This window comes from uncultured Succinatimonas sp., assembly GCF_905203285.1.
Taxonomy (GTDB): domain Bacteria; phylum Pseudomonadota; class Gammaproteobacteria; order Enterobacterales; family Succinivibrionaceae; genus Succinatimonas.
In genome coordinates, this window is the sequence record NZ_CAJKVK010000001.1 from 1 (window position 1) to 26,979 (window position 26,979).

Annotated in this window: 26 protein-coding genes, 1 tRNA gene and 1 pseudogene; 15 read left to right on the forward strand and 13 right to left on the reverse strand. The window is 43.7% G+C overall.

The genetic code is table 11. The annotated features are described in order from the left end of the window. On the forward strand, positions 1 to 802 hold an 802-nt coding region (rfbA, locus tag QZ019_RS00005; protein WP_295481441.1), incomplete at its 5' end, for a glucose-1-phosphate thymidylyltransferase RfbA. A 1-nt stretch (position 803) separates the two neighbouring features. Further along, positions 804 to 1,355, forward strand: a complete 552-nt coding sequence (gene rfbC / locus QZ019_RS00010; RefSeq protein WP_294564013.1) for a dTDP-4-dehydrorhamnose 3,5-epimerase — start codon at positions 804 to 806, stop codon at positions 1,353 to 1,355. 58 nt (positions 1,356 to 1,413) lie between these two features. Here rfbC and QZ019_RS00015 read toward each other — a convergent pair whose 3' ends face one another. Then, positions 1,414 to 1,809 (reverse strand): VOC family protein, encoded by a 396-nt coding sequence (locus tag QZ019_RS00015; protein WP_295481442.1) that lies wholly within the window; start codon positions 1,807 to 1,809, stop codon positions 1,414 to 1,416. Between QZ019_RS00015 and QZ019_RS00020 the strand changes: the two genes are divergently transcribed. Continuing rightward, entirely contained in the window at positions 1,736 to 2,479 is a 744-nt protein-coding gene (locus tag QZ019_RS00020; RefSeq protein WP_295481509.1) for a helix-turn-helix domain-containing protein, read from the forward strand. The genes QZ019_RS00015 and QZ019_RS00020 overlap by 74 nt on opposite strands. A gap of 290 nt (positions 2,480 to 2,769) precedes the next feature. Here QZ019_RS00020 and QZ019_RS00025 read toward each other — a convergent pair. The 7 genes and pseudogenes from QZ019_RS00025 to QZ019_RS00055 all read right to left on the reverse strand — a co-directional run bounded on the left by QZ019_RS00025 (position 2,770) and on the right by QZ019_RS00055 (position 10,748). After that, positions 2,770 to 2,863: transfer RNA gene (locus QZ019_RS00025), tRNA-Ser, on the reverse strand. A 39-nt stretch (positions 2,864 to 2,902) separates the two neighbouring features. Next, on the reverse strand, positions 2,903 to 3,109 hold the full coding sequence (locus QZ019_RS00030) for a carbon storage regulator (RefSeq protein ID WP_294564003.1): 207 nt from the start codon (positions 3,107 to 3,109) through the stop codon (positions 2,903 to 2,905). Positions 3,110 to 3,111: 2 nt separating this feature from the next. Next, on the reverse strand, positions 3,112 to 5,736 hold the full coding sequence (gene alaS, locus QZ019_RS00035) for an alanine--tRNA ligase (RefSeq protein ID WP_295481444.1): 2,625 nt from the start codon (positions 5,734 to 5,736) through the stop codon (positions 3,112 to 3,114). Positions 5,737 to 5,780: 44 nt separating this feature from the next. Then, entirely contained in the window at positions 5,781 to 6,269 is a 489-nt protein-coding gene (locus QZ019_RS00040) for a regulatory protein RecX (protein ID WP_294563961.1), read from the reverse strand. Beyond that, positions 6,269 to 7,360: pseudogene (gene recA, locus QZ019_RS00045) on the reverse strand (recombinase RecA); the annotation flags it as partial. The pseudogene recA and the gene QZ019_RS00040, both read right to left, overlap by 1 nt. 187 nt (positions 7,361 to 7,547) lie before the next feature. Then, positions 7,548 to 8,744: an MFS transporter gene (locus QZ019_RS00050; protein WP_295481447.1), complete on the reverse strand. Its 1,197-nt coding sequence runs from the start codon at positions 8,742 to 8,744 to the stop codon at positions 7,548 to 7,550. Positions 8,745 to 8,747: 3 nt separating this feature from the next. Next, on the reverse strand, positions 8,748 to 10,748 hold the full coding sequence (locus QZ019_RS00055; RefSeq protein ID WP_295481448.1) for an exoribonuclease II: 2,001 nt from the start codon (positions 10,746 to 10,748) through the stop codon (positions 8,748 to 8,750). Positions 10,749 to 10,909: 161 nt separating this feature from the next. Here QZ019_RS00055 and menA point away from each other — a divergent pair, with 161 nt between their 5' ends. Next, positions 10,910 to 11,848, forward strand: coding sequence for a 1,4-dihydroxy-2-naphthoate octaprenyltransferase (gene menA, locus QZ019_RS00060; protein WP_295481449.1), 939 nt, complete (start codon positions 10,910 to 10,912; stop codon positions 11,846 to 11,848). A gap of 57 nt (positions 11,849 to 11,905) precedes the next feature. Here menA and QZ019_RS00065 read toward each other — a convergent pair whose 3' ends face one another. Genes QZ019_RS00065 through def form a run of 5 tightly spaced genes read right to left on the reverse strand, consistent with a single transcriptional unit; the run spans position 11,906 to position 17,515 of the window. Next, entirely contained in the window at positions 11,906 to 13,357 is a 1,452-nt protein-coding gene (locus QZ019_RS00065) for a TrkH family potassium uptake protein (RefSeq protein ID WP_295481450.1), read from the reverse strand. Next, positions 13,351 to 14,736: a Trk system potassium transporter TrkA gene (gene trkA / locus QZ019_RS00070; RefSeq protein WP_294563945.1), complete on the reverse strand. Its 1,386-nt coding sequence runs from the start codon at positions 14,734 to 14,736 to the stop codon at positions 13,351 to 13,353. Before trkA ends, QZ019_RS00065 begins: the two co-directional genes overlap by 7 nt. Further along, positions 14,733 to 16,064, reverse strand: a complete 1,332-nt coding sequence (gene rsmB, locus QZ019_RS00075; RefSeq protein WP_295481452.1) for a 16S rRNA (cytosine(967)-C(5))-methyltransferase RsmB — start codon at positions 16,062 to 16,064, stop codon at positions 14,733 to 14,735. Before rsmB ends, trkA begins: the two co-directional genes overlap by 4 nt. Then, positions 16,057 to 16,995 carry a methionyl-tRNA formyltransferase gene (gene fmt, locus QZ019_RS00080; RefSeq protein ID WP_295481454.1) on the reverse strand — a complete coding sequence of 313 codons (939 nt, stop codon included), beginning with the start codon at positions 16,993 to 16,995 and terminating at the stop codon, positions 16,057 to 16,059. Before fmt ends, rsmB begins: the two co-directional genes overlap by 8 nt. Beyond that, positions 16,988 to 17,515, reverse strand: coding sequence for a peptide deformylase (def, locus tag QZ019_RS00085; protein WP_295481455.1), 528 nt, complete (start codon positions 17,513 to 17,515; stop codon positions 16,988 to 16,990). The genes fmt and def overlap by 8 nt, the downstream gene beginning before the upstream one ends. Positions 17,516 to 17,735: 220 nt before the next feature. Between def and QZ019_RS00090 the strand changes: the two genes are divergently transcribed. The 11 genes from QZ019_RS00090 (at position 17,736) to QZ019_RS00140 (ending at position 26,962) form a co-directional block, all read left to right on the forward strand. Then, positions 17,736 to 18,329 carry a topoisomerase DNA-binding C4 zinc finger domain-containing protein gene (locus QZ019_RS00090; protein WP_295481456.1) on the forward strand — a complete coding sequence of 198 codons (594 nt, stop codon included), beginning with the start codon at positions 17,736 to 17,738 and terminating at the stop codon, positions 18,327 to 18,329. A gap of 74 nt (positions 18,330 to 18,403) precedes the next feature. Beyond that, the gene (purE, locus tag QZ019_RS00095; RefSeq protein WP_294563929.1) at positions 18,404 to 18,904 is read left to right on the forward strand and encodes a 5-(carboxyamino)imidazole ribonucleotide mutase; all 501 of its coding nucleotides are present in this window, start codon (positions 18,404 to 18,406) and stop codon (positions 18,902 to 18,904) included. Beyond that, a complete protein-coding gene (locus tag QZ019_RS00100) occupies positions 18,905 to 19,474 on the forward strand; it encodes an L-threonylcarbamoyladenylate synthase (RefSeq protein ID WP_294563926.1) in 570 nt (189 codons plus the stop codon). Between the two features lie 12 nt (positions 19,475 to 19,486). Continuing rightward, complete coding sequence (gene aroE, locus QZ019_RS00105) at positions 19,487 to 20,308, forward strand: shikimate dehydrogenase (protein WP_295481459.1); 822 nt, start codon at positions 19,487 to 19,489, stop codon at positions 20,306 to 20,308. Continuing rightward, positions 20,309 to 21,052 carry a class I SAM-dependent methyltransferase gene (locus tag QZ019_RS00110; RefSeq protein WP_295481460.1) on the forward strand — a complete coding sequence of 248 codons (744 nt, stop codon included), beginning with the start codon at positions 20,309 to 20,311 and terminating at the stop codon, positions 21,050 to 21,052. A 145-nt stretch (positions 21,053 to 21,197) separates the two neighbouring features. Then, positions 21,198 to 22,190 (forward strand): LacI family DNA-binding transcriptional regulator, encoded by a 993-nt coding sequence (locus QZ019_RS00115; protein ID WP_295481462.1) that lies wholly within the window; start codon positions 21,198 to 21,200, stop codon positions 22,188 to 22,190. Positions 22,191 to 22,317: 127 nt separating this feature from the next. After that, positions 22,318 to 23,133 carry a transketolase gene (locus tag QZ019_RS00120; protein ID WP_294563914.1) on the forward strand — a complete coding sequence of 272 codons (816 nt, stop codon included), beginning with the start codon at positions 22,318 to 22,320 and terminating at the stop codon, positions 23,131 to 23,133. A gap of 5 nt (positions 23,134 to 23,138) precedes the next feature. Then, the gene (locus QZ019_RS00125) at positions 23,139 to 24,053 is read left to right on the forward strand and encodes a transketolase C-terminal domain-containing protein (RefSeq protein WP_295481464.1); all 915 of its coding nucleotides are present in this window, start codon (positions 23,139 to 23,141) and stop codon (positions 24,051 to 24,053) included. Positions 24,054 to 24,087: 34 nt separating this feature from the next. After that, a complete protein-coding gene (locus QZ019_RS00130; protein WP_249082775.1) occupies positions 24,088 to 25,083 on the forward strand; it encodes a DctP family TRAP transporter solute-binding subunit in 996 nt (331 codons plus the stop codon). Positions 25,084 to 25,160: 77 nt separating this feature from the next. Then, positions 25,161 to 25,670, forward strand: a complete 510-nt coding sequence (locus tag QZ019_RS00135) for a TRAP transporter small permease (protein WP_295481465.1) — start codon at positions 25,161 to 25,163, stop codon at positions 25,668 to 25,670. Between the two features lie 11 nt (positions 25,671 to 25,681). After that, entirely contained in the window at positions 25,682 to 26,962 is a 1,281-nt protein-coding gene (locus QZ019_RS00140) for a TRAP transporter large permease (RefSeq protein WP_249082769.1), read from the forward strand. Positions 26,963 to 26,979 lie beyond the last annotated feature (17 nt).

Consider the following 26,979-nt stretch of genomic DNA (forward strand, 5'->3'; position numbering starts at 1 on the left):
GTTGCCAATCTATGACAAGCCGATGATTTATTACCCGATAACTACTTTAATGTCAGCGGGAATTACCGAGATTTTAATTATTTCAGGACCTAATGAACTTCCTTTGTATCAAAAGCTGTTAAAAGACGGCTCCCAATGGGGAATAAGATTTGAATATGCGGTACAGGAAAAGCCCGAAGGGCTTGCCCAGGCTTTAATCATTGCCGAGGATTTTATAAAAAATTCGCCGTGCGCCATGATTTTAGGCGATAACCTCTTTTTCTCCTCTAATCTTCATTACAAGATGCAAAACATCGACGTAAGCAAGGAAGGCGCTACGGTGTTTGCCTATCGCGTCAACGATCCGCAGCGTTACGGCGTGGTGGAGTTTGATGACAAGATGGAAGCAATTTCCATTGAGGAAAAGCCTAAAGAGCCTAAAAGCCAATATGCCGTTACCGGTCTTTATTTCTTTGATAAACACGCAGCACAATACGCCAAGACTTTGAAGCCGTCAGCTCGCGGTGAACTTGAAATCACTGATTTAAATATGATTTATCTGAAAAAAGGACAGCTAAAAGTCGAAATCTTAAGCCGCGGTACAGCCTGGCTTGACACGGGCACGCCGGAGTCGCTTTTGGACGCTTCAGACTTTGTCAGAATTATTGAAAGCCGTCAGGGACTTAAAATCGGTTGTCCTGAAGAAATCGCGTTTAAACTCGGTACAATAAATAAAGAAGAATTATTAGAACTGGCAAAACCTCTTTCTAAGAATCATTACGGTCAGTATTTAATCAATCTTGCCAAAGGATTACTTGAATAACATGATGATTGAGCAAACCTCGATATCTGAGGTTCTTTTAATTACCAATAAAAAATTCGGTGACAATCGCGGCTGGTTTTCCGAAGTGTTTCGTTTGTCTGAATTTGAGAAAGCAGTAGGCGGACAATATAAGTTTGTTCAGACTAATGAATCTTTTTCTACACATAATATTTTGCGCGGCATTCATTATCAGAATCCATATCCGCAGGGAAAGCTCGTAAGAGTAGTATCAGGCGAGGTTTTTGATGTTGCCGTTGATTTAAGAAAAAACTCTCCGACCTTCAAGCAATGGGTGGGAGTGACGCTAAGTGCACAAAACGGTAAACAATTGTGGGTTCCTCCGGGGTTCGGGCACGGTTTCTACGTAACAGGCGATCATGCTCATTTTGTATATGAATGCACTGATTATTATTCGCCTAAAACCGAGCACTGCATTATGTATAACGATCCTGAGCTTGATATTGAGTGGCCGGTTTTAAACGGGGAAAATCCTTTGGTTTCTGAAAAAGACCGTAAAGGTAAAGCTTTTAAAGAAGCTCTTTTGTTTGATTGAGTGTTATTTCTAAAAAATATGCCGCTTTAGGTGAGTCTTTAAAGCGGCGTCAGGTCTTTTAGACGGTAAGTTCAATTTGATTCCCCTCTAAGTCTAAAAAGCAACTTTCATAATAGCCGTCACCGGTTGTGCGTGGACTGCTTATTATGCAGTAACCGTTGTTTTTCAATCTTACGGTAATCTCATCAACCTTTTCTTTGCTGCCAAGGGCTAGTGCAATATGAACGAAACCGGTACGGACAGGCTGCTTATCCGTTTTTGTAAGTCCTGGCCTCTGCATGAGTTCAAGTCTTGCCCCTTGGTTAAAGGATAAAAAGTAGGATTTAAAAGAGGAAAATAAAAATGTAATTCCTTGGCATTGGCATGAAGATTTTGAGCTTATTTTTGTACAATCGGGACAAGTTACGCTTAGTATTCCGGCAGATTCTTTATCTTTAAAAGAAAATTCACTCATTCTCGTTAATTCAAATATTTTGCATAGAATACAAAGCATTGGTATCAGCAGTTTCAAATCTTTGGTATTCCGCCCTCTTTTTATTTCCGGCAGTAAACAGTCGGTGTTTGCCAAAAAATATATTGATCCTTTAGTTGCTTGTTATCAATTTTCGTGTTTGCTGTTAAAAAATGAAACAGATTCTTTGACTCATTTATTTGTTGATGCTTTTGCTGCTTTAATGGATGAACCGGAGGGGTTTGAATTTACGATAAGAGATCACTTATCGCAAATTATGCTTGCTGCCTACCGTGCATTTAATACAAGTATTGAAGTCCGAGAAATTGAAAAGGATGTTGATATTTGTCGGATAAAAACTATGCTTGGTTATATCCATAATCATTATGCTGAAAATATATCTTTAACAGATATTGCCGGCTCTGCTTCTATAGGTCAAAGAGAATGCTTACGTTGTTTTAAAAGGATGTTGCAAGTGTCGCCGATACAATATTTGATTAAGTATAGAATTATGTATGGTGCAGATTTATTGATGAAAAGTCGAAATCTAGGAATTGCAGAAATTGCGACACTGTGTGGTTTTGATAGTCCGAGTAATTTCTCTAAATTATTTAAAAATTTTTATTCGTTGACTCCGCGTCAATTTCGAAAGAACGGTGAAAAAAAGAACTGAAGAGAAGCAACTTGCAAAATCTTTACGGATGAAATTTACAAATCTTTACGGATCTGAGTCCGTGTTTAGTGCTAAAAATGACAAAAACGGCATAAGAATGCCGCTTGTATAAAGATCTGATTTTTTCTATGTGGGTAATGCCTTTTTGCCCCAGATTTTCTTGAAAATGGATCGCTCTATTGGCGCTTATCATAGCCCTGATGAGTATTCGTGGACACTATTACTGTGATTAGGCATGGGATCTTCAGACAAAAAAAAACGGAAACCTAAGTTTCCGATCTTTTAGATGGTGGCGGAGAGAAAGGGATTCGAACCCTCGATACGACTCTTTTGTCATATGCTCCCTTAGCAGGGGAGTACCTTCAGCCACTCGGTCATCTCTCCGCAGCTGGTGCTGTAGTATGCAATTTTAACGGTTTAAAGTCAAGAGCTTTTTGTCTTATCTTTAACGGATTCGACTAAATCAGCCTTTTCTTTAAGCTTTTTATCATCAGTCATTCTTTCTATCGGAATAGCGGCAGGAGCGGAAATTCCTATGCTCACCCTGCCGTTTTTAATATCCAAAATAGAAATGGTTATATCCCGTCCGATACGGATTTTTTCTCCTTCTTTGCGGGATATAACTAGCATGACTAAAGTTTCTCCGTAAGGAATGTACGGGCTTTTATAAGAGCCTCATCAAGACCTTCGGGCTTGGTTCCGCCGGCTTGGGCCATATCAGGGCGGCCGCCGCCTTTACCGTTGACGCAGCTTGCGGCCACGTTAACAAGATCACCTGCTTTAATTTTAGAGGTTAAATCTTTGGATAAAGCGGCAATCAGGCTTACCTTTTCGCCTTCTACAGTACCTAACACGATAGCGCAGCTCTTAAGATGATTCTTAAGCTCATCAACGGCAAGACGCAGTTCACGTGCATTATAGGAATCAACCTTGGCGATAACTGCTTTGGTACCGTTGATGTCAACGGCATCATGAGCCAGAGCTTTGGCATCCATATGCACGATCTTTTCCTTAAGCAGCATGTTTTCATGCTCAAGGGACTTGGTATTGTTGATAAGACCTTTTACTTTCTCAAGAACCGAGAAATTATCGGTCTGCAGCATGGTGCTGGTGTAGGCAAGCATACGAGCTAAGTGCTGCTGATATTCGATTGCAGCCTCACCGGTTAAAGCTTCGATACGGCGAACGCCGGATGCGATGCTTTCATCACTTATGATGCTGAAATAACCTAAATCACCGGTACGGGAAACATGAGTACCGCCGCACAATTCTTTGGATACTTCACCCATGGAAACAACGCGGACTTCACCTTCGTATTTTTCATCAAATAAGGCCATGGCTCCTGAGAGTTTGGCTTTATTTAAATCCATGACTTCGGTGGTGACCGGATAGTTTTCGCGGATGGCTTTGTTGACTAAAGCGTTAACGGCTTGTCTTTCGTCAAGAGACAAAGGATGCGGGTGCGAGAAGTCAAAACGCAGACGATCAGGTCCTACGGATGAACCTTTCTGGAAGACATGATCACCTAATACTTTACGCAATGCTGCATGCAGTAAATGAGTGGCGCTGTGGTGGGAAGCAATGTCCTTGCGGCGCTGTGCATCAACCTCTGCAGTTACGGTTTGACCTACGGAGAACTGGCCTAACTCGACGCGGCCTACGTGAATGATAGCTTTGCCGACGTGTTTGGTGTTCTCAACGATAAAGAGATTATGTCCGCATCTTAAAGTTCCGGTATCACCGATTTGTCCGCCCATCTCTCCATAGAAAGTGGTCTTATCCAAAACGATAATGACTTCTTCATCTGTTGAGGCGGATTCAATGGGCTCAGAACCTTTGAACATTGAAACAATTTTGCCTTCGCAGCTTAAATGATTGTATCCGTCGAAGATGGAGATGTCGCTTAACTTAAGCTCTTTGTTGTAGTCAATACCGAAAGTGGAGGCTGACTTGGCGCGCTCACGCTGCTTGGTCATCTCTTTTTCAAAGCCTTCCATATCAACGATATAACCGCGATCGCGGACTACGTCCTGAGTAAGGTCGGCCGGGAATCCGTAGGTGTCATAAAGTTTAAATACCACTTCACCCGGAATAGTTCTTTCAGCGCCTAATTTGTCAAGCTCGGAATCAAGCAGGGCAAGACCTCTGTCTAAGGTATTGAGGAATTGCTCTTCTTCTTTCTTCAAGGTCTTCTCGATAAGCTGACGCTGTTCGATAAGTTCAGGGTAAGCTTTACCCATCAAATCGCACAAAGTACCGACAAGCTTATAGAAGAAGACGTCTTTTGCTCCCATGAGTCGTCCGTGGCGTACGGCACGGCGGATGATGCGGCGCAAGACATAGCCGCGTCCTTCATTTGACGGTAATACGCCGTCGGCGATGAGGAAGGAGCAGGAACGGATATGATCGGAAATGACGCGCAGTGATTTTTCGGATAAATCGCTGACGTTCAAGATTTCGGCTGTTTTGGCAATAAGAGTACGGAACAAATCAATATCGTAGTTTGAATGTACGCCTTGTAAAACAGCAGCAATACGCTCCAAGCCAAGACCGTTGTCGATCATCGGTTTCTTTAATTTCTCAAAAGTACCGTCGGCTTTACGGTTGTACTGCATGAACACGATGTTCCAAATTTCAATGAAACGATCGCCGTCCTCTTCCGGAGAGCCCGGAGGACCGCCCCAAACGCCGGGACCGTGGTCATAGAAAATTTCAGAGCACGGACCGCACGGACCGGTATCTCCCATCTGCCAGAAGTTGTCGGAGTTGAATGCGCCGCCTTTGTTATCGCCGATGCGAATGATTTTTTCTGCAGGAAGACCGATGACGTTTTTCCAAATGTCATAAGCTTCGTTGTCGTCGGCATAGACGGTGACGGTCAAAGATTCTTTAGGCAGCTTAAAGCCTTCGGTCAAAAGAGTCCAAGCGTAATAAATGGCTTCTTTTTTGAAGTAATCGCCGAAGCTGAAGTTACCTAACATCTCAAAAAAAGTATGGTGGCGGGCAGTGTATCCGACGTTATCCAGGTCGTTCTGCTTTCCGCCTGCGCGTACGCATTTTTGAGCGGTGGTTGCGCGCAGATAAGGACGGGTCTCTTTACCTAAGTAGATGTCCTTGAACTGGTTCATACCGGCATTAGTAAAAAGCAATGTCGGATCGTTATACGGTACAAGAGAGCTTGATCGCACTACCTCATGACCGTGTTTACGGAAAAATTCGAGGTACGTAGTACGTATCTCATCGGTAGTCATGTACATATTAAATAATTCCAAGACTTACTAAAATAAGAATTAATCGTCAATTATACATTGTCAGGCGGTACGGATCCAAAGAGTTTTAAAGCTCCGACGCACTGACTTGTCGTAAAACCGCGTCTGTATAAAAAACTAAGTGCTTTTTGTTTTTTATCGTAATCCAAAAGATCACCTGTAGAATACTTTTTATGCAAAGCCGCAAGTGCCGTTTGCACCCAATCCGTTTCTTCCTCTTCTATTGCGTTTTCTATAAGACAAAGATCAATGTGCTTTTGTTTAGCAAGAAGATTAAGCTTCATCGGCCCGTAATATGATAAGACGCAATGGCGTACCAGCATGTGTGCACAGCGTTTTTCACTTTGCCAGCCTTCATTGACGCATTTTGTTAAGGCGGTTTTTACGGCATCCCCGGTAAAACGGGGTAAAAGTTTTACTTTTAATTCGTAAAGAGAGTATTCGCGGCGGGTTAAAAGACGCAGCGCCGCGTTAAGTGCCTGCGCTGCGTCTTCACTTTTTTCTATTTTCTTTTTAAACATTAAAGATCGTCAGGAATTTCGGTGATGAGATCGGAATCATCAATGTCGGGAAGTGAGTCGACAGGTGATTTTTCCGCTTCTGCAGCTCCGAGATCTGCCGTTGCCGAGTAATCATTGACGTTCTTAAAGTATTCACGGATTTTGGCTTCGATTTCATCGGCAACTTCAGGATGTTCGTCCAAAAAGCGCATGGCGTTGACTTTGCCTTGTCCGATTTTATTGCCGTTATAGCTAAACCATGCACCGGTTTTTTCAACAATGCGCGCCTGGACGCCCAAGTCGATAAGCTCACCGTTTTTGGCAATGCCGTAGTTAAACAGAATTTGGAAGTTAGCTTGTTTAAACGGAGGAGCAACTTTATTTTTAACTACTTTTACCTTGGTTTCATTACCGATGACTTCTTCTTTGTCTTTTATCGGGGAACCTTTACGGATATCCAAGCGGACGGATGCATAATATTTAAGTGCGTTGCCGCCCGTCGTGGTTTCAGGGTTGCCGAACATTACGCCGATTTTCATACGCAGCTGGTTAATAAACACGACCATGCAGTTTGCCTGCTTGATAATGCCGGTAAGCTTGCGTAGTGCCTGCGACATAAGACGGGCCTGAAGACCGACATGATTATCTCCCATGTCGCCTTCGATTTCGGCTTTAGGAACCAAGGCGGCGACTGAGTCGATTACGACAAGATCGATACCGCCCGATCTGACGAGAGTTTCGCAGATTTCAAGTGCCTGTTCACCGGTATCGGGCTGGGAAATAAAGACATTTTCAACTTGTACGCCGAGTTTTTTGGCGTAGACAGGATCAAGGGCGTGTTCTGCGTCGATAAAAGCGCAGATTTTGCCTTTTTTCTGGGCTTGAGCGATAAGCTCTAAGGTTAAAGTGGTTTTACCTGAGGACTCGGGACCGTAGATTTCGATGATGCGACCCATCGGCAGACCGCCGATGCCTAAAGCGATATCCAAGGATAAAGAACCGGTGGAAATGGCTTCGATGTCGTCGATTTCACTTTGGCCAAGACGCATAATGGCGCCTTTGCCGAATTGTTTCTCGATTTGCTCCATAGCCATTTCAAGGGCTTTTTGACGTTTGGCATCAGTAGTGAGATTGGCGACTAAGCTGTTGGCTCCGTCTTCTTTTTTAGCTTTGGCGCGTTCTGCCATAAGGATCTCCGTATTGTTGTAATGTTTGTCAGTAAATTTTTATTGTAAAGCGTATAATAATTATACGCTTATTTAACGATAAAGCTCAATTTTTTCTTAAAAAAGAAAAGTTTTACGCTGAAATTTTTTCTTTAACCGGTCTATTAACAATCGGTACGACAAAAGATAAAAGCGCAGATAGTCCGGTTAAGCACACAACCGCAAGCATCGTGGCATCAAGTCCGAATTTGTCGCCTAGGTTTCCAAGAACCGGAGCGATGATTCCGCCGAAGCTGATACCGAGTCCTATCGTAATTCCCGTTGCCATTCCGACATGTTGGGGCAGCATTTTCTGTCCGATAACGACGATAGGCGACATTGCTGCGTAATAAAAGAGTGACAGCGGAATTAAAGCGGCAACTGACAATAGCGGATTGTGAGTCAAAATAAACAGAACGCCAAATGGGACACATACTACGGAAGTAAAGCGCACCCATTGGGTAAAACCGAAGCGATCTGCCATCGGACCGCCGATTAAAGTTGCGACGGCACCGGCTCCCGCGACGATAGTATTGGCAAGGGTTGAGACCTCTTCTTTTTGCCCGAGCTCGTGCATGAAATATAAAGGCAAAAAGGTAGTTAAGCTGAACATGGCCGCGGAGCGGGCAAAGACTAAGAGCACTAAAAGGAAAGTACCTAAGTAATTGTCTTTGATGGTTGCGTCATTAAGATGACGTCTGGTTCTTGCTTCGGTTCTCTTTGAGTAAATGAGATACTTACGGTTACGCTTAATGAAGATAAAAGCCATGATTAAGGCAGGAATCAAAATCAAAACCGTGGCTTTAAGTCCAAATAACAGATATCCTGCGGTAAAGTACAAGGGACCGATAGCGTAGCCGATATTTCCGCCGACTGAAAAAATACTCATTCCGCGCCCGACTTTTTTACCGGCAAAAATATTGGCAAGCTTGCCGGCTGACGGATGGAAAGTAGCGACGCCGATGCCGTTTAGCGCAACTGCGGCACATAACAGAAAGTAATTATCAATAAAACCGATAAAGGCGACACCCAGCGCTGCGATTACCATACCAAGACACATAAGATACGGACGCGGTTTTCTATCGGAAAGATATCCTGTAAGCGGTTGTGCTATCGCATTTACGATAGTTGTTGCCATAATAAGGAAGGCAACGTCGGCATAAGAGGATAATTTTCCTTCCTGATACATGAAAGCCAAAATGGCAGGCAGGGATCCTTGGCAAAGATCGTCTGCCATATGACCTCCCATGATAAGGAGGTTCTCTTTATAAGAGTGGTTTTGATTAGTCATGTTCTAGCGTTTGTTTCTCTGATCTTCAGGATTTGGCAAAACAACTCCCGGAAGACCTACGGTAGGAGCACCGACAATCGATCGGGTTTCTTTGTTGACGGCAAGAATTCTGACTTTTATTTCATCACTAAGACGCCAGGCCGGTTTCCCGCTTACAAAAACAATGCCGTTTTGTCCGTCAAAATCGACATCGCTTTTTATATCGGCAATTAAAGAAGCCGGAATGAAAATCATCGCGCCGTTTTCTTTAAGCGATACGCGTAAGCCGCCGCGGACAACGTCAAAAATTTCTCCGGTAAATTCGGTCTTTTTGGCAATATCGCCCTCAAGATAATCAACATACAGCCAATCTTTGACATCGCGCTCGGCCATACGGTTGATACGGCGCGCCTGATTCATAGTCTGAAGAGTTGCATCGTCAGGCAAAGTCGGATGCTCAGAGTGCAAAATCAGGGCCTTAAGCAAACGATGGTTGACCATATCGCCGTATTTACGGATAGGTGATGTCCAGGTGGCGTAATTATTTACCCCTAAAGCAAAATGCGGAGCAGGAGTAATGCTTATTTGTGAATATTCCTGCAGTTTGCGGATCCTTGCATCAAGATATCCGGATTCCATTTCGTTTGCATAGCGGCGAATGGCACTAAATTCCTGCATGTCATTAAGATTTTGGGCATCGGCACCTTTAAATCCTTCACTTTCAAGTAAAGATAAGATTTCATTGGTTGCGCTTAAATCAAAACCTTTATGACTGTTAAAGACGCCGGAGTTGAATTTTGCAGCCAGAATATCACCGGCTGCGATGTTGGCGCTAATCATGGCTTCTTCAACAATCTGGTTGGCAATGCGGCGGTAATTTACTTCAATATGATCAAGAGCGCCGTCTTCCGTTAATACGAAATCGTAATCGGGACGGTTTTTAAATGATGCGGCGTGGGTTGAACGGTAGTTATCGCGCAATTTGGTAAATTCGACTAATTTGTTGAGAATGTCTTTGATTTCATCAGAAGGCGCAAAATTATCGCTTGATCCTTTTTCAAGGAAATCGGATACGTAGTTATAAACGAGTTTGCCGTGAGATTTGATTTTGGCTAGCTTAAATTCGGTATTAAGGGAATCGACGGTTCCGTCAGAAAAAATCGGAATTATTCCGACAAGAGCCTGGCGCTCTTCGTTTTCTTTTAATGAACAAAGATCATCTGACAGTTCGCGAGGCAGCATCGGAATATCGCGTCCGGGAAGATAAATTGAAAATGCACGCGATGCGGCAATTTTGTTTAAAGGCGAGTCTTCGCTTATATAAGCGGTCGGATCGGCAATTGCGACATAAAGCTTAAAAGAGTTGTCACTGTTTTTTTCTATATATAAAGCGTCATCCATATCTTTGGTCTTGGCGCTGTCGATAGTGACAAAAGGAATTGCCGTCAGATCTTCTCGCAGAAGATCAGCTTCGTTGTTGACAAATTCATGGAAAGACGGCGGTTCAAGCGGTAAATCAAGTCCGCGCAAAACTACTGTCCAAGGAACTTTAGGATCTTTTGCGTCAGTGATGCGTTCTATAAGTTCTGCTTTGAAATTGCCGTCTTTTAAAGCGTGCTTTACTAAGTTGCAGATAACCCAATCGCCGTTTTTTAATGCGATGCTCTGATCCTGACGCTTATCGACCGTAAAAATAGGTAAAGATACGTTAGGAAGATCGGGAATAACCTGAATTTTGTTTTTATTAAGTTTCACTCTGCCGACAAAACGGGATAAAACCGGAGTAATTACTTTTTCAGGAACGGCCTGCTGTTTGCCCTTGTCGTCGCTTTCAATTACGGCGCTGATGCGATCGCCGTGCATGACGCTGCGCATGTTGTTGGGGGTTATGAAATAGGATTCTTTATCTGAGGCCTCAAGGAAGCCAAAACCGCGATCAGTTGATCTTACCGTGCCTTCTTTACGAATTTTTTCCTGATTGAATTTTTGTTTTAACTGACGCAAAGCGGGATCGTCAAATAACATAAAAGCTCCGAATATTTTATTTTTTTATTTAAATTTTCACATGATTCAAAAAAGCGCTTAGATTATACCTTAGGCTTTTACTCTTTTTCTCCGCTTCTAAGTTAAAATACACAACGATTTGTTTATATTCATTTTTCTTTTCCTAAAAAGAGCTTAGCTTTATGTTTGATTTGTGGGTTAATGAAATTAGACCGAAAACCTTGCTGCTTGCTGCAAGTAATTGCGCGGTCGGGTCCTTTTTGGGTTTGTATTACGGTGAGATTTCTGCTTATACGATTGTTTTGATGCTTTTGATTATCCTCACCGGAGTGCTGCTGCAGATTGTCTCCAATCTTGCAAATGATTACGGTGATGCTTGCAAGGGTGCTGACGGAGCAGCCCGCATCGGACCGATTCGTGCCGTAATGTCTGGAGGTTTGGCGCTTACTCAGTTAAGAAAAGGCATCGGAGTTACCATTCTTCTTGCTGTGGTTGTCGGTGCCATAGCGGTAGGAATGTCTTTTTTCAATAATATAAACGCTCTTGCATGGTTTCTTTTTTTAGGCGCCGTATCTATTGTCGCGGCTCTTTTGTATACCGTAGGCATGGCTTACGGATATAAAGGTTTGGGCGATTTGTCGGTATTTATTTTCTTCGGCATCCTTGCCGTGGTCGGTCCGCAGATCATGCTAAGCAACGCCAGTGATTTGGGGGTTGCAGTATATCCTGATACGGTTTTGTTATGCATAAGCGTCGGTGCTTCATCAGTAATGGTTTTGCATGTTGCCAACATGCGTGATATTGATGAAGATGTGCTTAACGGAAAGAAGACGATTGCGGTGCGCTTGGGCCGTAGAATGGCAGGTTTTTATCATGCCTTTTTGTTTATTTTAACTTTGGTTTTCTCTCTTGCCGCCTGCTGTTTGTCGCATCGCGTATGGGAATGCGTAATTTTGCTTGTAGGCCTCATTCCTTTGTTGTTATCGGCTTTTCGTGCGATAAATCATATTAAGGATCCGCTTCTTGTTGCTAAAGAGTTAAAGCATACGCTAATCGGTTGTTTTTGCCATAACGTAGCTTGGATAATCGTAATTTGCGTTGATTTTGTCTTATATATTTAGTTAATTAAGGTGGCGCTTTTACGCGTCACCTAAATGAAGAAAACAATCCTTTTTTAATTACTTACGCCAGAAGAATCGGGTGAAGCATAACAGTACCGGAATAATTTCAAGACGTCCAAGCAGCATGTCGATAGAGAAAAGAAGATGCAAGGGACCAGATAAGGACGCAAAGTTTGCGGAGTTCGGCAGAACTACGTCACCCATGGTAGGACCGATGTTTGAAAGACAGGTAAGCGTAGCGGTAAAAGCATCGGTGATTGGAAGACCCATTAAGGTAGCAGCTAGCGTAGAACAAAAAGTAACTAGAATATATGCGACGAGAAAACTTACTACCGAAAACGAGGTCATGGAGTTGATTTCGGTTCCGTTAAATCTAGGATAAATCACGCCGTGCGGATGCAGGCTTCTTAGCATGTTGCATTTAAGCATGCGGTAGCATACTTGGATACGGAAAATTTTAATACCGCCTGAAGTAGATCCTGAGCATCCGCCTATCGCGAAAATGCTAAGGAAGATAACGCTTGCAAAAGGATTCCATTGGGAGAAATCTTCAAGAGTAAAGCCGGAACTTGAGATAATTGAAGTTACGTTAAAAAGACCGACGCGGATTGCTCTTTCGACATCGTATCCGTTATAGAAAATCAAAGATAAGATTACCGCCGCGGAGAAAATCAGAATAATAAGAAACAGGCCTTTCACCTGTTCATCTTTAAAAAATACCGATCGGCTTTCGGTAAAAGAAGCAAGGATTATAAGGAAGGGACAGGAACAGATGAACATGAAGAAAATGGCGCTGTAATGAACACCTGCAGGAAGTCCGTTCATTGATGCGTCAATCGGCATCATTCCGCCGGTTGCCACTGTACACATGGCGGCATTAATTGCCAGGAATATATCAAGACCGAAGAAGATATAGCATCCGGTGCACAATACGAGCAGCACGATGTAGAACATCAATAAAGCAAACGCCATGGTTTTGATGTGCGGTGTAAGTTTTGTCCTTCCGTCAATCGATTCGGTTTTAAACAGATTCATACCGCCTAAAGCCAAGGTCGGGAGCACGGCAATACCGATAACGACGAATCCGATGCCGCCTAAATATTGCAGGATTGAACGCCACAACAATATGGAAGGCGGGCGAGTGTCAAGGTTATTTATAACGGTAGCGCCGGTAGTTGATAAAGATGAAACCGATTCAAAAAGAGCAGCTAAAAAATCAATGTCGTCAAGCTGAATGAAAAAAGGGAATGATGCAATAAACGCTAAGATGCTCCATAAGAGAAAAGTAAACAAAAACAACTCTCTTAGCGCAATGAAGTTAGGTGAATTTTTACCGATGATTCTAAGGATGTTTCCGATTGCAACAGCTAAAACGGTAACGGAAACGAAGCTGAAAGCTCCCGGCGTCCCTGAAATTAACGCATATATGGCAGGAATAAGAGCAATTACCCCAAAGCCTGTAATGGCGGGGCTTAACATTTTAGCGATAATGCGGATATTTACTACCATGACGGGATCCAGAATGAACGAGGTCTGAACAGCTTGGTTAAATGGCGCAGCTGTTTATGATCGGTAAGGAAGGCGATAAGATGATCGCCGTCCTCAAAACGCAGATCCTTATCAATTTTTAATACTTTATTGCCGCGAGTGATAAGACCTAAGGTTACTCCTTTGGGCAAATTGATGTCGTCTACTTTTTTACCGATGACTCTTGAGCTTAAGCGTGAACCGCGGATTGCCAGCTCCACGCCTTCTGCCATACCGTGGCGGAACAGGTAAGTTTTTTCCAAACCGTCTTGGCGGATATTGGATAAAAGTTCGGAAATCGTCGCGTCTTTAGGTGACACGATGGTATCGATTTCGCGGGATGAAGCCAAAGTTAAATAGCTTTCATTGCGGATGATAGTGAAAGTTTTGGCGTGATTCGTGCGCTTTATCATAAATGATGAAATGATGTTGGTTTCATCATCATTCGTGGCGGCAATGAAATAATCGGAATCGTAAATATGCTCTTCTAAAATGAAGTTGATGTCACTTGGATTGGAGCAGAAAATTTCAACTTCAGTATCCTGTAAGCTGTCGGCTACGCGTTTGGCTCTTTGCGGATCCGATTCGATGAGTTTTACCCTAAAACGACGGGAAAGACGGCGGGCCAGCTCGTCTGAAATATGCGATCCGCCTGCGATGGTTATGGTTTTTACGCATTGATCGATAGGAAGAATGCCGCCAAGCACGCTTAGCGATCGGGCTTTTTCACAGCAAAAATAAATTTCGTCGCCTTCGCTTAATTCGGCGTTAAGAAAATCTCTTACCGGTCTTTCATTGCGGTAAAGCGCCAGAACGCTGACTTTTGCCCCGAAATCTTCAAGCTTTGATACTTTTTGTCCAAGAAGCTTTCCGCCTCTTGAACATTTGGCAGCGGCGATGACAAGACGCCCTGAGCAGTAATTTGAAACCGATAAGGCACCGGGCAGATCGATTAGATCCATGATGAAGTCGGCGATAAGATGCTCAGGAGCAATAATATGATCGATAGGAATTGCGTGCGGACCGAAGATTTCGTCTGCTTCAGTAAGGTAATCTGGCGTCCTGATGCGGGCGATTTTACGCGGAATTTGGAACAAGGAGGCAGCGATAGAACAGGCTGCCATATTGATTTCATCAATATTGGAGGTAGCAACCAGAAGTTCAGTGTTTTCTGCGCCGGCGCTGCGCAGCACGGAAGGACGCGAGGGCATGCCCTGAACTACTCTTAAGTCAAGGCGGTTGCCGATTTGCGCCAATTCTTCTGACGGCGTATCGATTAAAGTTACCGCATGTCCGCTTCCGACCAGATATTCGGCAAGACCGATACCCGCAGTTGTGGCTCCGATAATGATGATTCTCATGTGTTTTTAATCATCCTTGCATAGAAAAATCCGTCAGCGTCGTCATCCCCCGGCAAATGCTGGAAGGTTCCGCCTTCGTGACCGAAAATGTTAAACGGCAGCAATTGCGCATCAGGGTGGCGCGATAAGAAAGCTTCAATTTGTTCGGAGTTTTCCTCAGGTAAAATCGAACAAGTGGTATAAACCAAAATACCGCCCTTTTTAAGTTTGGAAAAAGCACTGTCTAAAATTTTAGCTTGAATCGCGGTTAAATTAGCGATATCTCCTTCACGTCTTAACCATTTTATATCAGGATGACGTCTTATAACTCCGGTTCCGGAGCAGGGAGCATCAACTAAAATGCGGTCAAATTCACCGTCAAACGCGGAGAGATCTTGAGCGTCAAGTACTTTAAAATCAGCATCGCGCTGCAGGCGGGAAAGATTTTCTTTAGCGCTTGCAAGACGTTTTTCATCGCAATCAAGAGCGGTTAATTTTACTGAAGGTTCCAGATCGAGAATATGCGCACTTTTTCCGCCGGGAGCCGAGCAGGTATCAAGTACCTTAATCTGCGGCTTTAAATCAAGAAGCGGCGCTGCAAGCTGGGCGGCTAAATCCTGTACGCTCACCCTGCCGCGCTTGAATAACGGCAGTTTTTCCGCAATTACCGGCTCTTCAAGCTGTAAAGCGCTGCTGCATAACGGCGTTCTTATGGCAAAAATATCGCAGTTTTCAAGTAAGACCAAATAATCATCGGTACCGATTTTCGAGTTCTCGACACGCAGCCACATCGGGGCATGCTCGTTTGAAGCTTTAAGAATAGCTTTGGTTTTGTCGCCGTAAGCGTTTTTAATTTTAGAGTAAAGCCAATTCGGGAAAGAAAACTCTACCGCTTCTTCGGTGCTGTGCTGTAAATGAGCACCTTCACGTAAAAAGCGTCTTAATACCGCATTGACCATGCCGGTAAAAGACTGGCACTTGCACAATGCGCAGGCGCCTACCGTTGATGCTACAACGGCATGCGGAGGAGTTCGCATGAAGACTATCTGATAAATGGCACTTAAAAGTAAAGTATTCACTTCGCGGTATTTGGAACTTAACTTGTGATCTAAAAGCGGATGCAGGCTTAGATTCAAAAGTCTTCTGTGTCTTAAGGTGCCGTGTACTATTTCACTTACTAATGCGCGATCGCGTAAATCAAGCTCGGCGGTAAAACGCGGCATCAAATCGCTAAGCGATTGTCCTGTTTCCACTCCCGCAAGAATTTTGGCGGCAGCGGCCCGGCTTTGCGAACCTTGACCTATGACGGCTTTTTTACCGTTATTGCGCGGTTTATAAAATTTACTCAAATTTCTTACCTACTGAAAAAATATCGCTTCTTGAACGGGCGAAATCGGCGGCATTGACGCGTCCTTTTCCCGGTGCCTGTATGATTTCAAGGCAAATTGCGCCCTCACTGCAGGCAACTGAAATCCCGTTTTTGTCAACTGCGATTACGGTACCGGGCTCTTTTCCTTGGTTATCGTTTAAAACTTTAGCCTTGAAAATTTTAAACACGATATTGTTTATTGATGCGTTGGCAATCGGCCACGGATTAAGCCCGCGGATTTTAAGGTCGCAGTTTTTTGCACTGTCGCTAAAATTAAGTCTCGCTTCTTCTTTAGTGATTTTTTTAGCATAAGTCACTAAAGCGGGATCCTGCGCACAAGGTGTTATTTTCTCTGAGAGAATAGCAGGAAGATTTTCTACTAAGGTTTTAGCCCCTAAAGAAGCCAGTTTGTCAAAAAGCGATCCTGATGTGTCATTTTCGCTGATGGGCATTTTTGCTTTTACAAGCATGTCGCCGGCGTCAAGCTCTTTGACGATTTTCATGATGGTAACGCCGGTAACGGAGTTGCCGTCTAAAAGAGCTCTTTGAATCGGGGCGGCGCCGCGATATGCAGGAAGGAGCGATCCGTGAACATTAATGCAGCCAAGTCGCGGTCCGTGAACAACGCTTTCAGGAAGAATAACTCCGTAAGCGACTACTATTGCAAGATCGGCGTTAAAACTTAAAAACTTTTCTACGTCTTCGTTATTTTTAAAGTTTTCAGGCGTTAAAACTTCAATATTGTGTAAAAGAGCCAACTCTTTTACTGGGCTTGGCGTAAGCTTGTGTCCGCGGCCTGCCGGACGATCAGGCTGAGTGTAAACTGCGCAGGGAATTATTTCCGCGTCGATTAACGCTTTTAGGTGAACTGCGGCAAAATCAGGAGTCCCGGCAAAAATAATCTTACTCATGAGCGCGCGAAAGCTCCTTTTTAAGCTTGCGGTATTTGGTTAAAAGACGATCTCTTTTTAATCTTGACAGGTAATCAATGAAAAGTTTTCCGTCCAGATGATCAAGCTCGTGCTGCATGCAGATGGCAAGAAGTCCGTCTGCTTCATAGACTTGTTTTTGTCCGTTTAAATCCTGGCATTCTAAAGTGATCTTTTCAAAACGCTTTACTTCGGCACGGTATTCAGGAACGGACAGACAGCCTTCCTCTGAGGCAACTTCACCTTCCTTGGCGGTGATTTTAGGATTAATCAGCACGAGTTTGTTTTTTCCCTGTTTCCCGTCCTCTTCAGGAATATCAATAACGACGATACGCTTTTCAATACCGATTTGCGGAGCTGCAAGGCCAATGCCTTCATCGTCATACATGGTTTCAAACATATCGTCGGTAAGTTCTTTTAATGTGTCGTCAAACTCGGTTACCGGAGCACAAATTTGTCTTAATCTTTCATCGGGAAAAGTGACGATTTCACGGATAGCCATTTCTTCTCCTTAAAGCGGCATCTTTAAAAATTTCGCTAAATAACATTTAAAGCACACATACGTAAGTTGAATTTTACCACGTAGCGGATTTTTCCGCATTTTTGGGCTGTTTCACATGAAAAAGCGGGTTTAAAAAATATATAACCAAAAGATAGTGTTGAAAATTAGGCGTTTTTTTGTTTTTTAGTTACAATTGCACCTCTTTTTTTGAGGGCACAAAATGCAAACTAAACAAAAAGAACTGGAAGATCAATGTAAAGCCGATGACGGATTGGATGTAGGCGATCCTTGTCCTAAATGCGGTTCTCCTTTGGTTTTGCGCCAATCTTCTCACGGTGAGTTTTTAGGCTGTTCGGATTTCCCTGCCTGTAAGTTCGTACAATATTCAAGGTTTAAGCATGCGGTAATGACCTTGCTGCGTCTTGACGCTCCGTGCCCTAAATGCGGAGCTCCTTTAGAAGTTAAAAAAGGCCGTTACGGTATGTACATCGGCTGTTCTGATTACGAAAACTGTAATTTTATTTATTCGGAAACGGAAAAAACGCTTATTGCTTGCCCTGTGTGCAAAAAGGGTAAATTGATTGAAAGAAGCAATAGAACGGGGAAAAGATTTTTCGGCTGTTCAAATTATCCTGAATGCGGTTTTTCCGTACCGGGAGAGCCGGTAGAAAGTACTTGCGCACATTGCGGATTCCCGCTTAAGTTTAAGAAAAGGATTAAAGACGGAAGAATTGTCTTAAAGTGCGGCAATCCTGTTTGCTCTTCACGCAGATCTCGAAAATATGAGTTTTTTGCTGAAGAAAAAGTAAGTTAAAGTCCATTTGCTTGGTCTTAAAATGCTAAAATTAATCTTTGTTTTTATTTTTAGCGCGATTTATGGAGTTAACGATGTCAAAACATTTCGTGGCTATTTTGATGGGTTCTGATTCTGATTTGCCTTTAGTCCAGAATACTATCGATATTTTAAAGAGTTTTAACATTAAAGTAGAAGTTCGCGTGGCTTCAGCTCATCGTACTCCTGATGTGGTTTCCTCTTTCGTTCAGGACAGTGAAAAACGCGGATGCGGCGTTTATATTTGTGCCGCAGGTCTTGCCGCTCATTTAGCCGGTGCCGTTGCCGCCCGCACTACTCGTCCTGTTATCGGTATTCCGGTTGACGGCGGTCCTTTAAAGGGTGTTGACGCTTTATATTCAACCGTAATGATGCCTGGCGGAATTCCTGTTGCCACCGTTGCCGTAGGTAAAGCCGGTGCTAAGAATGCCGCATATCTTGCAGCTCAGATTTTAGCTTTGACCGATCCTGATCTTGATGCTTTGGTTAAAGCCGATCGTGAAAAGGCAGCTAAAGAAGTCATGGCTAAAGACGCTGCATTGCAGGAAAAACTTTAAGTGGACGATCCTAAGCTTGTAAAGGCTGCAGAGATCTTAAAACAAGGCGGGGTAGTGATTGCCCCGACCGAAGGTCTTTACGGAATAAGCTGTCTTGCTTCAAATGACAGGGCAGTTGAAAGAGTAATTAAGGTTAAAGAACGTTCAAGCGCCAAAGGTCTTATCGTGGCCGTATCGTCTTTTGACATGGCTCAAGACCTTATCGATTTTTCAAAGCTTAGTTCTGAAAACATTGATTTTATGCTCAGTATGTGGCCCGGTCCCCATACTTTTATCGTGCCTGCGGCAAAAAGCGTGTCATCGCTTGTAACCGGAGGCAGGGATAATATCGCTTTGCGCTTTACCGCTTTCTCTACATTGCAAAGACTATGTGATTTAAGCGGCGGTCCTCTTATTTCAAGCAGCGCTAATATTTCAGGCTATCCTCCGCTTATGACGCTCCACGAACTTAATGCTGTTTTTGGCGGTAAAGTTGATTATATTCTTGATTTACCTTGCCAAGGTCTTAAAGGACCGAGTTCCATTCATGATGCGATAACCGGTAAGTTATTGCGTAAAGGCGGGGTTTAACGGTGATTTTTTATGTCAGATAAATACGCGGTTTTCGGTAATCCGATAGCTCACTCTCTTTCCCCTTTGATTCATGCTTTTTTTGCCAAAACCTTAAATGAAGATATTGAATACGGCAGGGTCTTGGTAGAGGAAGGCGGTTTTGTTAAAGCGGCTGATGAGTTTAAAGCAACAGGCGGCAAGGGGGTTAATGTCACGGCACCTTGTAAAATTGATGCTTTTAATTATGTTGACAAATTATCTGACGCGGCAAAAATAGCCGGTGCCGTTAATACCGTTAAATTTACCGCTGACGGGGTATTAGGTGACAACACTGACGGCGTCGGTTTTATTTCCGATCTAAAAAGGCTCAAGGCAAAGCTCGAAGGTGCCAACGTCCTGTTAATCGGTGCAGGCGGCGCGGCGCAGGGAATTTTATATCCTTTAGTTAAATCGGAAGCTGCAAAGATTACGGTGGTAAACCGTACGGAGAGTAAGGCTTTGTCTTTAGCTAAGAAATTCAATTCCGATAAGGTTGATGCTAAAGGCTTTGATTCTCTTACCGGGGATTTTTCGGTAATTATCAACGCCAGCTCTTCAAGCCTTTTTAAAGAGTTGCCGCCCATTAACGATGCTTTTATTAAAAAGGCGGCTTTCGTTTACGATCTTGCTTACACTAAAGAAGGCTCGACCGTGTTTACGCAAAAAGCTCAAAGTCTTGGCGTAAGCGCGGCTTTTGACGGCCTGGGTATGCTCATTATGCAGGCTGCTGCAAGCTATGAAATCTGGCGCGGCGTTCGTCCCGATGTTGAGGCGGCTATTTCTTATATGCGTTCTGTCCTGAGTTCGCGCTAAATGCTTACGGTTAAACTTTATCCTGATTCAAATATCGTATTAAATGACGATCTTAAAAGTGATCTTGAAGAGATACAAAAACTTCAGGTAAGTGATGACATCACTTTACATATCGCGGATAAAGTTTTTCTGTCTTGGGACTCTGATCCTAAATTAAAGCCTTTATGCTTTGACTTTTTATCCGATAAGCTTATTTATCGGATAAGTCATGGCGGCAAACACAAAGAAAATGTGGCTAGGGCGGTGACATCAGGACTTAGTCATCCGGTTGTTTTTGATGCAACGGCAGGCATGGGCCGAGACTCTTTTATTTTACAGTGTGCCGGGTGCAGTGTTTATATGTTTGAACGCAATCCGGTAATTTGGCTTTTGCTGCGCGATGCTTTAACCCGTGCGTCTTCTTCTCCTTTTTTTAAAGATTTACCCAACGGTCTTCCTTCTTTGATGCCTTGCGGTGAGGCGTGTCGCTATCAAGGTGATGTCGTTCCTGACGTCATATATTACGATCCGATGTTTCCTGACAGGAAGAAAAGCGCTTTAGTAAAAAAAGAAATGCGGATTTTCAAAGCGCTTATCGGTGCGGACGAGGATATTGAAAGCACTCTTTTAGCGCTTATCCGTATGGCAACACATAAAGTTATCTTAAAACGTCCGCAAACTGCAGCACCTATTTCTTTTCAAGATGTTAAGCCCATCGGCTCGGTAGAGGGCGGAGCTTGCCGCTTTGATATCTATATGCACTGATGTTTTTCATCTTTTTTGAGTAAATAAAAACTAAATTTTGCTCAAATTTCCAAAAATTTTGCGCAAATAATCTCGGAATTTTTGTATACTAAAAATGTTTTTTTAGTAATAGACCGATTTTTGCGTCAATTTGCGGTGAATAATTTTGGTTAGTATTGTCGATATTGCTAAAGAGTGCGGCGTTACTCCGTCAACTGTTTCGCGTGCTTTAAACGGTAAAGACGGTGTCTCAGAGGCATTAAGGGATAAGATCATAAAAACAAGCGTTGAGCTTGGCTATGAATCAAATGAAAAAGCCCGCTGGCTTGCCACCAAAGAAAGCCGGCAAATCGGCTTGATTCTTCCTGATATCACTTCTCCTTTTTATGCCGCAATCGCCAAAGGAGTATGTGATTATTTAAGGCCGCTTGGCTACAGCGTGCTTTTGTGTAATTCTTCCCGCGATCGCAACGAAGAAAAAGAAAACATTAAATTACTGCAGCGTCAAAGAGTAGACGGCGTAGTAATTATTTCCGTAACCGCAAAAGAAGAAGAGCTTTTTCCTCTTGTTAAAAGCGGCATTAAAGTGGTAGCTGCCGACGTTGAAATCGGTCCGAGTTTTTCAAGCGTAGTTAATGATAACTATCAAGGCGCGCTGATGTTGTTTCGGCACATGATAAAGTGCGGGAGCAGGAACATAGGCTGCATTTTAGGTGAGGCGCAGTCCCAAACTACTGTTGATCGACTCAATGCCTTAAAACGCGTACTTGAGGAAAACTCCATTACATTTAATAAAGATAACGTTATTTACACTGATGCTACTTTTGAAAACGGCTATAAAAAAGCAAAACAGCTTATAAGTAAAAAAATAGATTCCCTTTTTGCCATTAATGATACCGTGGCTTTAGGCGTGATTAAGTACTGTCAGGATCACGGCATTAATATTCCTCATGATCTTAAGGTCGCAGGTTATGACGATCTTGAGATCGGAAGCATGATTGATGTTCCTTTAACTACGGTGCATCAGCGTAAGGTATTGCTTGGCAGAAAAGCCGCGGAGTTATTGCTTCAGGAAATAAAATCCCATTCCGAGCCGTTTAAGATCGTTTTGGCTCCTAAGCTTACCGTTCGTTCTTCTTGTGGGGAGAAGCTTCTTTAAAAAATAGTTTTGCGGATTTTGTCAGTAAATGTCCGCAATTTGTGATAGTTGTCACTGTAGTCAAACGTTTGCGCAAATATACTCAAATTATATAGTCCAATAAATGTTTTTTAATTTCGGAGTATGTATGCAAGCTGATTTACAGCAGATAGCCGCTAAATTACGCGGTTTGGCATTGGAAGCTATATTTGCAGGCGGCTCGGGACATCCGGGCGGATCCTTGTCTTTAGGCGAAATCATGGCAGTTTTGTATTTTGAGGCTGCAAATATTGATGCAAACGATCCTAAAAACCCCAAGCGCGATCGCGTTGTTTTAAGTAAGGGCCATGCCTGCCCGATTTTATATGCCGCATTATGCCTTAAGGGCTTTATTACCAAGGAACAATTGCTTTCATTGCGCCATACCGACAGCTTCCTTCAGGGCCATCCGGATATGAAGGGAACCCCCGGCGTTGACATGTCAACCGGATCTTTAGGTCAGGGTATCTCGGCAGCTTGCGGCATCGCGATGGGCGCTAAGCTTAAAAAAGAAGATTTTCATGTTTATGCAATTTTAGGCGACGGTGAGCTTGATGAAGGTCAGGTTTGGGAAGCTCTGATGTTTGCCGCTCACTACAAGCTTGATAATCTTACGATTATCGTTGATCACAACGGTTTGCAGATTGACGGACCTAACAGCGAGGTTATGGATTTATCCAACTTAAAGGCACGTTTTGATGCTTTTGGTTTAAATACCATTGAAATTGACGGAAATAATCTTGATGAAGTAAGACAATCTCTTGCGCTTGCCCGTGAAGTGAAAGGCAAACCTACTCTTATCCTTGCCAATACCGTTAAAGGTAAGGGAGTAAGCTTCATGGAAAATCAGGTAGGTTGGCACGGCAAAGCCCCGAGCAAAGAAGATTTGGCTAAGGCACTTGCAGAGTTAGGCGTAGAGGAATAAAGAAAATGAAAGCAAATCGACAGGCATTCGGTGAAGCTTTAGTAGAGCTTTACAAATCAAAGCCCAACATCGTCTCCCTTGACGCTGATTTGGCTGCAGCTACTTACAGCGCTGTCTTCCAAAAAGAACATCCTGAATCTTTTATTGACTGCGGTATTGCCGAGCAGAATATGATGACCGTGGCGGCAGGTTTGTCAACTACAGGTCTTATTCCTTTTGTCAGCACCTTTGCCGTTTTTGCAAGTCTCCGCGCCGGAGAACAGTTCCGCAACAGCATTTGTTATCCGCACCTTAACGTTAAAGTTGTAGGCACCCACGCAGGTATTGAATGCGGCGCTGACGGCGCTACCCATCAGGCCCTTGAGGATATCGCCCTGATGCGTACCATTCCGGGAACCGTCGTTTTGGCTCCGGCTGACGCATACGCCACTCGCGCTCTCGTGTTTGCGATGGCGGATCATGAAGGTCCTTGCTATATGCGTGTGGGCCGCGACAAAGTAGAAGAGATTTATGACGCTTCAGCTAAATTTGAAATCGGCGGATCTCATTGCTTGCGCAAGGGCGATAAAGCAGCAATTTTAGCCGCAGGCGACAGAGTACAAAGCGCTCTTGAGGCAGCTTCAATTTTAGAAAAAGAAGGCATTAAGGTCAGCGTCTACGATATGTACTCAATTAAGCCTTTAGATGAAAATGCCGTTAAAGAAGCTGCAGAATGCGGATTAATCGTGACGGTTGAAGATCATCAGAAGGTCGGCGGATTAGGCAGTGCCGTTTGTGAGTGCGTACGCCGCAATAAGCCGTGCAAAGTCGTAACCATGGGCATGGAGAGCTTCGGACGCTCAGGCCCGTCTTCAGAACTATTCAAATTTTACGGTTTAGATGCTGATGCAATAGTTAAAACCGTTAAAGAAAATATTTAATAAAAACCGTTTTTATCACTGTGAGGAGATGAACATGAAAGTTAAAACTATGTTAGGTGCAGCTTTAGCTGCCGCATTGATGGCAAGTGCCGGTATGTCCCAGGCTGATGATACCATCACCATGCGTTTTGCCAACGCTACCAACCAGGCGGCAAAAGACGCAGCTGTAGCAATGATTGACGTGGTACAGAAAGAATCTGGCGGTACCATTCAAATCAAACATTTCCCTGACAATATGTTAGGTGATGACCGTGTTGCTATCGAGTCCACCATTATGGGTGATATCGATATCGTTTTGGCACAGCCTTCAACTTTAACTTCATTTATTCCTGACGTTTATTTGTGGGACGCTCCGTTCTTGTTTGCCACCGCTGAAGATGCAATCCGCTGCTTTAACAGCGATATCGGCAAGACCATTAACGGTAAAGTAGAAAGCCGCAATCTTCACTACTTCACCATGGTAGGCAACGGCTTCCGTCACTACACCAACAATAAAGTTGCAGTAAAGGTTCCTGCTGACGTCGCAGGCGCTAAGGTTCGTGTACAGGAATCTGAAATTCAGATGGCTCAGTGGAAAGCCTGGGGCGCAAATCCTACCCCGATGGCCTTTGCTGAAGTATTGCCGGCTTTGCAGCAGGGCACTATCGACGCTCAGGAGAACCCTCTTGCCATTATCGATGCCAACAAGCTTTATGAAGTTCAGCACTATATTTCATTGACCGGTCATCAGTACAGCCCGCAGATCCTGCTTATGAATAAAGCACGCTGGGAATCTTTGTCCGATGCTCAGAAGAAGGCTATGAACGACGGTGTGGAAACCTTCATTAAAGTTCAGCGCGAGCGCTCTATTGAACTAGACGCTCTTTCCGAGAAGAAGTTCAAGGACGCAGGCTGCGAAATCATTACTCTTACCGATGCTGAGCGCCAGCAGTGGATTGACAAAGCCAAAGAAGGCGGCGTTTATGACTTGGTCAAGAGCATGATGGATACTCCTGAGTACGTTGACCGCGTCTTGAATAAAGACTACTAATCCCTCTATTTAAGCCTCCACGTTCGTGGAGGCTTTAACTTAGCCTCAGTCTGTTCCCTATATTCTGCGGTTTTATGATGAAAATATTAGATTTTTTAAATAATAAATTAGAGATGTGGATTTGCGTGATCTTGATGTCGGCTATCGGTATCGTACTCAGCTTCCAGGTTATCATGCGCTATATTTTCCATTCATCTTTAGGCTGGTCAGAAGAACTTGCACGTTATATGTTCGTGTGGCTTGTTTTTATCGGCATCAGCTATGGTGCCAAAGTCATGCGTCATATTAAGATTGATGCCTTTTTATTTTTGTTCCCTAAAATTCTTCGTCCGTACGTAGTTATCTTAGGTGACGTTCTTTCATTGGTTTTTGCTATAGCCGTAATTTATTTAGGTTGGGGCATGGTTCAGACTCAGCTTATGATTGGACAGTTATCACCTGCAATGCGTATTCCTATGTGGATTGTGTATTTAGCTCCTATCGTAGGCTTCGGATTGGCATCCATTCGCCTGATTCAGGGAATTATTTACCATATTAAGCATTTAAAAGACGGCGAAGGTGATCCTAATGCCGAGATTGAGCAGTAGGGAGTAGCAAGATGGCATCAACAGTTCTTTTAGTTTCTCTTGCGATCTTTTTGATCTTAAATATGCCGGTCGGTCTTGCAATCGGCTTGTCCACTCTTGCGGCTTTACTTACCGGAGAGACATTAAGCCTTAATGCTCTTTCTCAGCAGATGGTAATTAGCTGCGATTCTTTCCCGATTCTGGCTGTTCCTTTGTTTATTTTGGCTGGCGACTTGATGGGAGCCGGCGGCGTATCCCGCAGAATTTTAAATGTCTGTAACGTCTTTTTCGGACGCATCACCGGCGGTCTTGCAATCGTTACCGTTTTAGTCTGCATGTTCTTTGCCGCAGTTTCAGGCTCTGGTCCTGCAACCGTGGCTGCCGTAGGCTCCATGGTTATTCCTACCATGATCGAGCTTGGCTACAAGCGCTCTTTCGTTTTGGCCTTAGTCGCAACGGCCGGAACTATCGGCGTAATTATTCCGCCGTCTATTCCGATGGTGCTTTACGGTGTTTCTACCGGAACTTCCGTTACCTCTTTGTTTATGGGCGGATTTTTCCCAGGCTTTTTAATCGGCGGCGCTTTGATGCTCTATTCCTATATTTACTGCAAGGTAAAAGGATATAAGGGACACAGTGAGCCGTTCTCCGGTAAAAAAGCATGGGATGCCGTATGGGAAGCCAAGTGGGCTTTAATTAACCCGATCATCATTTTAGGCGGTATTTACGCCGGTATCTTCACTCCTACCGAAGCTGCCGCAATCGCCGCTTTGTATGCATTTATCTGCGGTGCCTTCATTCACCGCGAGCTTGATGCAAAAGGCTTATTTAAAGCAATTGCCACTTCATGCTGCACGACCGGTACCGTTATGGTAATTTTGGCATGCGCGACCGGTTTCTCCAAGATTTTAACCGTAGAGCAGGTTCCGCAGCTTGTAACTCAAACATTGCTTGAGATCACCGACAGCAAGATTGTCTTGTTAATTTTGATTAACATCATGCTGCTTATCGTCGGATGCTTTATGGATCAGACCCCTGCAATTTTGATTTTGGCTCCGATCCTTTTACCGGTTGCCGTTTCTTTAGGTCTCGATCCGGTTCACTTCGGCCTTATCATGGTCGCAAACCTTGCCATCGGCTTTATTACCCCGCCTTTGGGCATGGCGCTCTTCGTGGCGGCTCGTATTTCCAATACGAAGCTTGAAGTCGTGTTAAAAGGCATCGTTCCGTTTATCTTCCTGACTATCGGTACTTTGACTTTGATTACTTTCATTCCACAGATCACTATGTTCTTGCCGAATTTGATGAAGTAATAGATAGTTAATTAATA